The sequence below is a fragment of the Streptomyces caeruleatus genome (assembly GCF_001514235.1).
Classification (GTDB): Bacteria; Actinomycetota; Actinomycetes; order Streptomycetales; family Streptomycetaceae; genus Streptomyces; species Streptomyces caeruleatus.
On record NZ_KQ948950.1, the window covers coordinates 64008 to 73241 of the forward strand.

Consider the following 9234-nt stretch of genomic DNA (forward strand, 5'->3'; position numbering starts at 1 on the left):
AATCGCCGGTCGCGAGAGCGCCCGTCAGGGGCGCGGGGCTCTGCTTGATGTGCGGCTCCGCCGCGTGGGCGCGACCAGCCACAACGGCCCGCAGCCGCCTGACCAACCGTATGCCCCGAGCTCTTAAGCGGTATCTGCCCTCTCGGCCCGCCGCAACAACGCCCCGGCGACCAACCCACCGAGCAACACCGCCAACGCCCCCACCAACAAACTGGTCTCCAGCCCGGAGGAGAACGCCTCCAGCACCCGCTCCCTCTCCCCAGCCGACCCCGCAGCCGCCAACGCCCCCGGCAGGGACGCCGCCACCACCGGAATCAGCGCCGCGAACCGGGAGTTGAGCAACGCCCCCAGCACGGCCACCCCCAACCCCGTGCCGAACTCCGCCACCATGCCGTTGATCCCGCCGCCGACCCCCGCCTTCTCCGGCGGAATCGCACTCATGATCGCGTGCGACATCGCCGGACTCGCCACCGCGGCCCCGGTACCGATGAGCACCAGGCCCAGCAGCGTGCCGGTGTAGTCGCCGGAGGGCATCAGGGCGATGGAGGCGAGGCCGCAGGCCATGACCGCCATGCCCAGCCCGATGGCGAGCGGCATTCCCAGCCGGGCCGCCACCTTCGCCGCCACACCGGTGAAGTTCAGCGCCACGATCATCAGGGCGAGCGGAGCCGTCCGCAGGCCGGCCTCCAGGGGCTCGTAGCCGAGGACGAACTGCATGTGCTGGGTGAGCAGGAAGAGCGAGCCTCCCATCCCGAAGGTGATCAGCACACCTCCCGCGATCGCTCCCGTGAACTGCCGGTTCCGGAAGAAGTGCAGGTCGAGCATGGGGTACGGGATCCGGCTCTCCCAGTACGCGAAGACGCCCAGCACGACGACCGCCACGGTCGCCGTCACCAGGACCCGGCCGGACGCCCAGCCGTGCTCGGGCCCGGAGATGATCGCGTAGACCAGGGCGGCCATGCCGATCGTGGAGAGCACGGCGCCCAGCAGGTCGGGGCGGTCGCCCTGCGGGTTCTTGGACTCGGGGACGAGCACTATGACGGCCACCAGGGCGAGCACCGCGACCGGGATGTTGATCAGGAAGATCGCGCCCCACCAGAAGTGGTTCAGCATGAAGCCGCCGAGGAGGGGGCCGGCCGCGAAGCCCAGTGAGTTCACCGCGGCCCAGATGCCGATCGCCTTCGGCTGCTCCTCGGGCGTGAAGATCTGGATCGCCACGGCCAGGACGGTGGTCATCAGCAGCGCGCCGCCGACGCCCATCCCGGCGCGCGCGGCGATCAACTGACCCGTGGAGTCGGCGAGACCGGCCACGAGCGAGCCCACGCCGAACAGTGCCAGGCCCGCGGCCAGCATCTTCTTACGGCCGTAGCGGTCGGCGGCGCTGCCCGCGGTGAGCAGCAGACCCGACTGCACGAGCGAGTAGGCGTTGATCATCCACTGGATGTCGGAGGTGCCCGCGTCCAGCTCTCGGGTGAGCGAGGGGATGGCCACGTTCAGGACGGTGTTGTCGAGCACCACGGTCAGCACCGCGAGGCAGAGGACACCGAGGATCAGCCAGCGCTGCGGGTGGCCGTCCTCGGCCGGGGCCAGGGTCTTTTCCTGGGGAGACGTCGACATGCCATACACCGTAGAACATCTCCCATACACCGTACAACGGAGTTACGGGAACACGGGAATACGGGAATACGGGAAAGGGCGGCGGCCCTGTACGGCCGCCGCCCTCCTTCTCCGGTTCTCCGGCTACGTCAGCTGCTCGCCTTCTGCGTCAGGTCGTAGAACGTCGCCGAACCGACCGTCACCTTCTTGAAGTTGGCCTGGACCCATTCGCTGATCTGCGAGGACGTGCCGCTGCTGCTGCCGCCCATGCCGCCACCGAAGCCGCTGGAGATGAAGTAGTGGATCTTTCCGTCCGCCACGTACTCCTTGAACTCGGCCAGCGTCGGGGACGGGTCGGTGCCGTTGAAGCCGCCGATCGCCATGACCGGGTCGCCGGTGGCGAGCTGGTAGCTCGCGGCGTTCTGGGCGCCGATGGCCGCGGCCGCCCAGGTGTAGTCACCCACGTTCTTCTCCAGGAGAGCCTTGGCCTCGTCGCTGACGCTGGCGCCGTTGAGCAGACCGCCGACCCCACCGCCGCGGCCCATGCCGCCGCCTTCGCCCATCTGACCACCGCCGGGCATACCGCCCTGCTGGTTCCGGCCTTGCTGGTTCTGGCCTTGCTGGTTCTGGCCTTGCTGGTTCTGGGTGTTGCCGTTGCCGTTCTGCTGGTTCTGGCCACCCTGCTGGTTGTTCTGACCCTGCTGGTTCTGCCGGCCCTGCTGACCCGGCATGCCGCCGCCGAAGCCCCCACCGCCGCCGCCACCGGGGCCGCCGCCACCGCCGGGGCCACCCCGACCACCCGCAACTGACGGGCCGGCGGTCACGATCGAACCGGTGTGGCCCTCGTTCACCGTGGTGAGGGTGTACGCGGCCGGGCCTGCCAGTGCGGCGGCGAGGCCGAGGCCGACGACGCCCAGGGTGAGCTGACGGCCGAGTTTGCCGGCGAAGACCAGGCCCAGCGCCGCCGTCAGACCGCCGACCAGGACGACCCACTTGAGCCAGGGCAGGTAGTCGGAGGAGCGGTTGAGCAGGACGTAGCCCCAGACCGCGGTGGCCGTCATCGCGGCCGCGAGGCTCAGCGAGGCCCAGACCTTGTCGCGCTTCTCCCAGAGCAGGGCCGCACCCATGCCGATCAGCGGGGCGATGTAGGGGGCGAGGGCGACGGTGTAGTACTCGTGGAAGATGCCCTGCATATAGCTGAAGACCAGCATGGTCGTGATCAGCGCGCCGCCCCAGACGAGGAACGAACCGCGGGTCACCGACGTCCGGCGGGCCTTGCGCGTGGCCACCAGGGCCGCGACCAGCAGGATCAGAGCGGCCGGGATCAGCCAGGAGATCTGGCCGCCGATGGAGGAGCTGAAGAGGCGGTCCCAGCCGGTCTCGCCCCAGTTGCCGCCGCCGTTTCCGCCGCCACCACCGCCGACGCTGCCGGTCTCGTCGCCGTTGAGGCGGCCGAGGCCGTTGTAGCCGAAGGTCAGTTCAAGGAAGGAGTTGTTCTGGGAGCCGCCGATGTAGGGGCGGGAGGAGGCGGGCCACAGCTCGACGATGGCGACCCACCAGCCGCCGGAGACGACGATCGCGGCGAGGGCCGCGGCCAGCTGACCGATGCGCTTCCTCACCGGCACCGGCGCGCAGACCGCGTAGACGATCGCGAGCGGCGGCAGGATCAGGAAGGCCTGGAGGGTCTTGGCGAGGAACGCGAAGCCGATCGCGACTCCGGCCCACACCAGCCACTTGGTACGGCCGTCCTCCAGGGCACGGATGACGAGGTAGCAGGCCACGGCCATCAGCAGGGCCAGCATCGCGTCCGGGTTGTTGAACCGGAACATCAGCGCCGCGACGGGGGTGAGCGCGAGCACCGCGCCCGAGATCAGACCGGCCGCGGGGCTGAACCGGCGGCGTACGGCCGCGTAGACCACGGCCACCGTGCCGACGCCCATGAGGACCTCGGGGAGCAGGATCGCGAACGAACTGAGGCCGAAGAGGCGGACCGACAGGGCCATCGGCCACAGGGAGGCCGGCGGCTTGTCGACGGTGATGGCGTTGGCCGCGTCCAGCGAGCCGAAGAAGAAGGCCTTCCAGGACTGGCTGCCGGCCTGGACGGCCGCCGAGTAGAAGGAGTTGGCGTAGCCGGAGGCGCTCAGGTTGTAGAGGTAGAGCGCGAGGGTGGCGAGGAGGAGGCCGAGGAAGGCAGGGCGCGCCCAGCGGGGGTCCTCGGGGCGGCCGCGCCACAGCCGCCGTACGAAGGGCTGCCTGGGTTCACCGGCGTCGGGAACGGGTGTGCCGGGCGGGGGTGTCGGGGGCGGACCCCAGGTGTCGGGGCTGCCGCCTCTGTCGCCGTTGTGCTGCCCGCTCTGCCGGGCCGGCTCGGTCTGCTGGGTCTGCTGGGCCGGCTCGGTCTGCTGGGCCTGCTGGGTCTGTTGGGTCTGCTGGGTCTGCTGGTCGTAGTGGACGGTCATCGGGAGTCCCTAGAGTCGGTGTCGTGCGGGCGCACCGGCTGCAGCTGCACGGTGGCGTCCCGCCAGGTGCCGTCCGCGGCTGCACCGGCGCGGAACTGGGCGGTGTCGTACGGGTACTGGGGCGTGCGCTGCGGCAGCGGGCCGTAGGGCACCGGGGTCTGCCGGGTGGAGTAGGTGGGCGAGGAGGGGTTGTGCGCGGCGACCACCATCGGGTCGCCGCCTTCGCGGTCCGGGAAGACCCACGCGCGGAAGAGCAGGAAGCGCAGGACCGTGGCCGCGAGGTTGGCGGCGATGAGGACCGCGAGTTCGGTGGAGTGCGCGGGGTCGCTGCTGGCCGCGTTCAGGGCGGCGAGCGAACCGCTGGTCAGGGCGAGACCGATGCCGAAGACGACCAGGCCCTGCGCCTGGTGCCGTACGGCCCCGCCGCGGCCGCGCACTCCGAAGGTGAGGCGCCGGTTGGCGGCCGTGTTGGCGACCGCGGAGACCAGGAGGGCGAGCGCGTTGGCGACCTGGGAGCCGGTGAAGACGCGGAAGCCGGTGTAGAGCAGCAGATAGAACAGGGTGGACAGGGCGCCGACGACACAGAAGCCGACGAGCTGACGGGCCAGTCCCTTGGGTACGTCCTTGATCTCGCGGTCGCGGGGGTCGTCGCCGAAGGGCCGGGCGATCCGGTCCAGCGGCAGCGAACCGGTGGCCAGGGCCCTGCCGACCCGCCACACGCCCTTGAGGTCGTCGGTCGCCGTCTTCACGATGTGGACGGTGGAGTTCGGGTCGTCGACCCAGTCGACCGGCACCTCGTGGATCCGCAGCCCGGCGCGCTCGGCGAGCACGAGCATCTCCGTGTCGAAGAACCAGCCCGTGTCCTCGACCAGCGGCAGCAGCACCTGCGCGACATCGCGCCGTATCGCCTTGAACCCGCACTGGGCGTCCGAGAAGCGGGCCTGGAGCGAGCCGCGCAGGATGAGGTTGTAGGCCCGGCTGATGAACTCCCGCTTGGGGCCGCGCACCACCCGCGAGCTACGGGCCAGCCGGGAGCCGATCGCCAGGTCCGAGTGGCCGGAGATCAGCGGGGCGACCAGGGGGAGGAGGGCGTTGAGGTCGGTGGACAGGTCCACGTCCATGTAGGCGAGGATCGGGGCGTCCGAGGCGGACCAGACGGTCCGCAGCGCCCGGCCGCGGCCCTTCTGCTCCAGCCGGAACGCCCTGACCTCCGGGAGCTCCGCCTCCAGCCGCTGGGACACCTGGGGGGTGGTGTCCGTCGACGCGTTGTCGGCGATCGTGATGCGGAACGCGTACGGGAAGGTGCGCTTGAGGTGATCATGCAGTCTCAGCACACACGGCTGGAGGTCCTTCTCCTCGTTGTAGACGGGGATCACTACGTCCAGGACAGGCGTACCGGCGTCGCCGGCCGGGAGGTGCTCCCGCGCCGGCAGGGTGCCGGGAGAAGAGTCGGTTCGCATGGAACCGACTTTCGTCAGGCGCCCTGTTCCGCCCATGTGGTGACGCTGTGTTGTGCCTGTGAGTGCTGTTGCCAGCTCATTTCGGGCCGCGGCTGCGCGGGCAGCGCCGGCAGATGCACCGTGAACACGGTCCGTCCGGGCACGCTGTCGACGGTCACCGCACCGCCGTGCGCGGTCGCCACGGCCTGCACGATGGCGAGGCCCAGGCCGGTCGAGCCGGAGGCACGCGAGCGCGAGGAGTCGCCGCGCGCGAACCGTTCGAAGACGTGCGGGAGCAGATCGGCCGGGATGCCCTGTCCGTTGTCCTCGACGTCCACGCACATCCACGGACCGCGCCGCTGAACACGGGCGGTGACCGTGGTCCCGGGTGGCGTGTGCTTACGGGCGTTGCCGAGCAGATTGACCAGCACCTGTTGCAGCCGGGCCGCGTCCGCGGACACGAGCGCGGGTTCGTCGGGCAGGTCGAGCCGCCAGTTGTGGTCCCTGCCGGCCGCGCGGGCGTCGCTGATGGTGTCGACGACGAGCGGGATCAGGTCGGTCTGCTCGAACTGGAGGGGGCGGCCCGCGTCGAGCCGGGCAAGCAGCAGGAGATCCTCGACGAGGAGGGTCATCCGGCCAGCCTCGGACTCGATCCGCCCGAGGGCGTGTCGGGTGTCCGGCCCGACCTCTTCCCTTCCCCGTCTGGTCAGCTCGGCGTACCCCCGGATGGACGCGAGCGGCGTACGCAGCTCATGGCTGGCGTCCGCCACGAACTGCCGTACCCGCGTCTCGCTCTGCTGCCGCGAGTGCAGGGCCGCGTGGACATGGTCCAGCATCCGGTTCAGGGCCGCCCCGACCTGCCCGACCTCGGTGTGCGGGTCGGTCTCGGACTCGGGCACCCGCTCGCTGAGGTTCACCTCGCCGGTGTGCAGGGGGAGTTCGGAGACGCGGGTGGCGGTGGCGGCGACTCGGCGGAGGGGGCGGGTGGCCACGCTGATGAGGACGGAGCCCGCGATGGCGGCGGCGACCAGGCCGGCGCCGGTGACGCTCACCTCCACGAGGATGAGCGTGCTGATGGTCGTGGTGACGGACTCGGTGGGCAGGGCGACGTAGTAGCCGCCTCCATCGGGTCCGGGGACGTACTGCACCCGGTACTCGCCGAGGCCCGGGACCTCGACGGTGTGCGTGCCCGTGGCGGGCACCTTCGCGAAGGCGGACTTCTGTTCGTCGGTGAGCGCGACGGGCGAGTTCGGCTGGAAGGGACCGTCGTCGCTGGAGGCCTTGGCGATGAACGCCCGGGTGACCGTGCCGTTGGTGCCGACCTCGGCGGCGATGGTCTGCGGCTGTGCCGGTCCTTTGACGAAGCCGGTGAGTCTGTCCCGCCCGTCGGGGTCGTCCTCAGTGCCGGGCTTCATGGGTCCCGACAGACGCTTGCCGGCTTCGTCGACCTGCCCGTTCAGCTGCTCGTACAGATGCGACCGCAGCGCGAGCGTCGTCACCGTACCGATCACCGCACACACCACGGCGATCAGCACCACCGACGCGACGACGAGCCGCGCCCGCAGTGTGCGCGGCTGACCCGCCCGTCTCTTCTGCGTACGCGGTCGTCGCCGCCCGCTCATGACGCCGCGGGCTTGATGAGATAACCGGCACCACGCCGGGTGTGAATCATGGGTTCGCGACCGGCGTCGATCTTCCGACGCAGATAGGAGATGTACAACTCCACGACGTTGGCCTGACCGCCGAAGTCGTACGACCACACGCGGTCGAGTATCTGGGCCTTGCTGAGCACGCGCCGCGGATTGCGCATCAGGAAGCGCAGCAGCTCGAACTCGGTGGCGGTGAGGTGGATGTTCTCCCCGCCCCGCGACACCTCGTGGCTGTCCTCGTCAAGCGTCAGGTCCCCCACGACCAGCACGGAGTCGGACCGCCGGTCGGCCGCCCCGGACCGCCGGATGAGCCCGCGCAGCCGCGCGACGACTTCTTCGAGCGAGAACGGCTTGGTGACGTAGTCGTCCCCACCCGCGGTGAGCCCGGCGATACGGTCCTCAACCGCGTCCTTGGCCGTCAGGAACAGCACCGGCACGTCCGGCAGTTCGCGGCGCAGCCGCCCGAGGACGGCCAGCCCGTCCATGTCCGGCAGCATCATGTCCAGGACGACGGCGTCGGGCCGGAACTCCCGCGCGGTCTGGACGGCACCCGTGCCATCCCCCGCACTCCGGATCTGCCAGCCCTCATAGCGCAGGGCCATCGACAGAAGTTCGGTGATCGACAACTCGTCGTCCACCACAAGCACTCGGACGGGGCTCCCGTCCGGCCTCAGCAGTTCGGTGCGCCCCTGGGGCGAGGTCGTGGTCATGCTGGACACGATGTCGGGGTCCTCTGAGAACACGCTTTCTGAAACCTGTGATTTTCCTGAGAAACGCACAGGTGGTTCTCAGGGAGCGCTTGGGGAGTGGTTGGGGAGTGGTTGGCCTACGCCGCTACCGGTTGCTCGGGCGGCCGCGCTCCCGACCATGACTGGACGGCGGACCGCCGACAGCACGCGCGAACCGGCACATCCCCAGCCCTCGACGACGCGGCTGGTTGTGGGGGCTGTGCAGGTCCGAATTCCTGCCGAGTGCACACAGACATCCCGGATCACTCCGGGGACCTCGCGTCTCAGGAACGTGCAGCACGTGAAGTGCGTACTCGCCCTCTGTCTGGCTCGGAGGCGCCCCCTTACAGTTGTGCGGCGACGCACGGATCGACTCGGGGGCGGGCATGGAGACCATGCAGCGTGTGATCCATCGGAGCGGGTGACCCTCAGAACAACCCGTCCTGCACCCCCACCCCCCGCTCCCCGAACTCCCGCACCGGCACCGTCACTCCCCCCACCCCACCCGCCGGCACCAGCTCCCACCCCGTCATCAACCGCGTATCAACCACGACCACCCCGCCCCCACCCTCTCCACCGAGACCACCGTCTCCCTCCCCACCCGTGTCCAGATGCAGATCCGGCCCCGCAGCAGCCACCAACCGCCCGCTCACCACCCCGCCCGCGACAAGTTCCGCCACCGCCCCGACGGCAGGTGGCAGGTCGGCCAGGCCGAACACCCCGGCGTGGTCGACCGGTTGGCAGGGCGCGGGGGTGAGGGACTCCGGCCAGCCCGGTAGGGCGACTGCGCGGGCGTGCAGGGACGTCACCTCGGTCGCCCGCTCCTCCGCGGACGTCGGCAGGGCGGACCGTACGGCCCGTTTGTCGGCGTAGGGAATGCGGTCCGGTACCCGAAGGGCGGCCCGCAGGAGTTCCTCGGTGCGGCGGGCCGCCATCAGGGGGCCGGCGCCGAGCCAGGTGAAGCAGATGGCTCCCTGTTCCAGAAGCCGGGCCGAGCCGCGTTCGAGGGCGGTGATGCCGACCTTGGTCATGCCGGGGCCGAACCAGGCCAGATAGACGTGGTAGGGACGGGGGTCGTCCGCGATCGTGTCGGCGGCGACCGAGTGCGCCCGGTCCAACCGCGCGCACTCCTCGCAGCGCGCCCCCGTACTGCGCCCCGGCACGGTCGCGCGCAGCGGACACGCGTGTCCCCGTGCTCCCACGCAGGTCCGCGCTCCCCCTTCCGCGACCGCGAAGGCCACCCGTTTCCCCCAGGTCAGCGAGGAGCGCCGACCGCCGCTCCACGCCAGCTCAGGGCCGTCCGCCGACCACCGCAGCCCCTTGCATCTCCATGCCTGTGCCATCGCTCCCGAGCGTAGAGGCA

At 70.6% G+C, this 9234-nt stretch carries 6 protein-coding genes; all 6 read right to left on the bottom strand.

Features of this window, described 5'->3' with window-relative positions; translation table 11 throughout:
* Nucleotides 1-123: 123 nt before the first annotated feature.
* Nucleotides 124-1617 carry an MFS transporter gene (locus AQJ67_RS43290; RefSeq protein ID WP_062725524.1) on the bottom strand — a complete coding sequence of 498 codons (1494 nt, stop codon included), beginning with the start codon at nt 1615-1617 and terminating at the stop codon, nt 124-126.
* Between the two features lie 128 nt (nt 1618-1745).
* On the bottom strand, nt 1746-4055 hold the full coding sequence (locus AQJ67_RS43295) for an ArnT family glycosyltransferase (protein ID WP_079056544.1): 2310 nt from the start codon (nt 4053-4055) through the stop codon (nt 1746-1748).
* Nucleotides 4052-5515 carry a bifunctional glycosyltransferase family 2/GtrA family protein gene (locus tag AQJ67_RS43300; RefSeq protein ID WP_062725527.1) on the bottom strand — a complete coding sequence of 488 codons (1464 nt, stop codon included), beginning with the start codon at nt 5513-5515 and terminating at the stop codon, nt 4052-4054. Before AQJ67_RS43300 ends, AQJ67_RS43295 begins: the two co-directional genes overlap by 4 nt.
* Nucleotides 5516-5529: 14 nt before the next feature.
* Nucleotides 5530-7116, bottom strand: a complete 1587-nt coding sequence (locus AQJ67_RS43305) for a sensor histidine kinase (RefSeq protein WP_208615149.1) — start codon at nt 7114-7116, stop codon at nt 5530-5532.
* Nucleotides 7113-7853, bottom strand: a complete 741-nt coding sequence (locus AQJ67_RS43310) for a response regulator transcription factor (protein WP_062725543.1) — start codon at nt 7851-7853, stop codon at nt 7113-7115. Before AQJ67_RS43310 ends, AQJ67_RS43305 begins: the two co-directional genes overlap by 4 nt.
* Nucleotides 7854-8299: 446 nt before the next feature.
* Nucleotides 8300-9214, bottom strand: coding sequence for a DUF2797 domain-containing protein (locus AQJ67_RS43315; RefSeq protein WP_062725531.1), 915 nt, complete (start codon nt 9212-9214; stop codon nt 8300-8302).
* Nucleotides 9215-9234: the final 20 nt, after the last annotated feature.